1 protein-coding gene is annotated in these 1,384 nt (G+C 65.4%); it reads left to right on the top strand.

Going from position 1 to position 1,384, the window contains the following annotated elements; genetic code table 11:
- Window positions 1-136: 136 nt before the first annotated feature.
- On the top strand, window positions 137-1,345 hold the full coding sequence (locus tag ACFYMC_RS29760; protein ID WP_388531273.1) for an IS256 family transposase: 1,209 nt from the start codon (window positions 137-139) through the stop codon (window positions 1,343-1,345).
- Window positions 1,346-1,384 lie beyond the last annotated feature (39 nt).

Here is a 1,384-nt window from a genome sequence, read left to right as displayed (position 1 = left end):
GGGAGTGTCCAATAGACGGCGGATCCGATGATCAAGGAGACGCCTGATGAGCGAGACCATCGCCGAGCACGATTCCGTAGAAGAGGTGGCCGTCGAGTCGGCTGCGGAGGCGGTGTCGGACGAGCAGTTGATCGCGATGCTGGTCGACCGTGCCCGTACCGACGGGCTGCAGCTGACCGGGGAGGGTGGGCTGCTGCAGCAGCTGACCAAGCGCGTGCTGGAGTCCGCCCTGGAAGGCGAGATCACCGATCACGTCGGCTATGACAAGCACGACTCGACGGGCCGCAACAGCGGCAACAGCCGCAACGGAACCCGGTCGAAGACGGTGCTGACTGACGTCGGTCCGGTCGAGGTGAAGGTGCCCCGTGACACCGCCGGCACCTTCGAGCCTCAGATCGTGAAGAAGCGTCAGCGACGTCTGACGGGCATCGACGAGATGGTGCTCTCTCTGTCCGCGAAGGGCCTCACGCACGGGGAGATATCGGCCCACCTGGCCGAGGTCTACGGGGCGAGCGTGTCCAAGCAGACCATCACCACGATCACGGACAAGGTGATGGAGGGCATGGCCGAATGGCAGTCGCGTCCGCTCGACCGCGTCTATCCGGTGGTCTTCGTGGACGCCATCAACGTGAAGATCCGCGACGGCCAGGTCGCCAACCGCCCCATCTACCTCGTCATGGCCGTGACCGTCGAGGGCACCCGGGAGATCCTCGGGATCTGGGCGGGCGACGGCGGTGAGGGCGCCAAGCACTGGCTCCAGGTCTTCACCGAGCTCCGCAACCGCGGCGTTGAGGACGTCCTGATGCTCGTCTGCGACGGCCTCAAGGGCCTGCCCGACGCGGTCGAGACCGTCTGGCCTCGAACTGTCGTTCAGACCTGCATCGTTCACTTGATCCGCAACAGCATCCGCTACGTCGCCCGCCAGGACTGGGACAAGGTCGCCAAGGACCTCCGCCCTGTCTACACGGCACCGAGCGAGGCCGCCGCGACCGAACGCTTCCTGGAGTTCTCCGAGAAGTGGGGCACCAAGTATCCGGCCGTGATCAAGATGTGGTCCGACGCCTGGGCCGAGATGGTGCCCTTCCTCTCCTTCGACGTCGAGATCCGCAAGGTGATCTGCTCGACGAACGCGATTGAGAGCGTGAACGCCCGCATCCGCAAGGCCGTGCGGGCCCGCGGCCACTTCCCTTCCGAGAATGCCGCCCTGAAGTGCGTCTACATGGCGCTGATGAGCCTCGACCCGACCGGCAAGGGACGGCGCCGCTGGACGATGCGCTGGAAGGCCCCCCTCAACGCCTTCCAGATCGCCTTCGAAGGCCGCCTCACCCCCACCACCAGCCACTGAACCTCAACAACCAAGATCAGCCGTTGATTGGACACTCCC

Source organism: Streptomyces sp. NPDC006879 (assembly GCF_042869595.1).
GTDB lineage: Bacteria > Actinomycetota > Actinomycetes > Streptomycetales > Streptomycetaceae > Streptomyces.
The sequence above is the reverse complement of the archived record's forward strand: the minus strand, read 5'-3'. Positions and strand labels throughout refer to the sequence as shown.

Excerpts from the sequence above, each read along its gene's own strand:
- ACFYMC_RS29760 (WP_388531273.1), top strand. The coding sequence starts at position 137 with ATGCTGGTCGACCGTGCCCGTACCGACGGGCTGCAGCTGACCGGGGAG.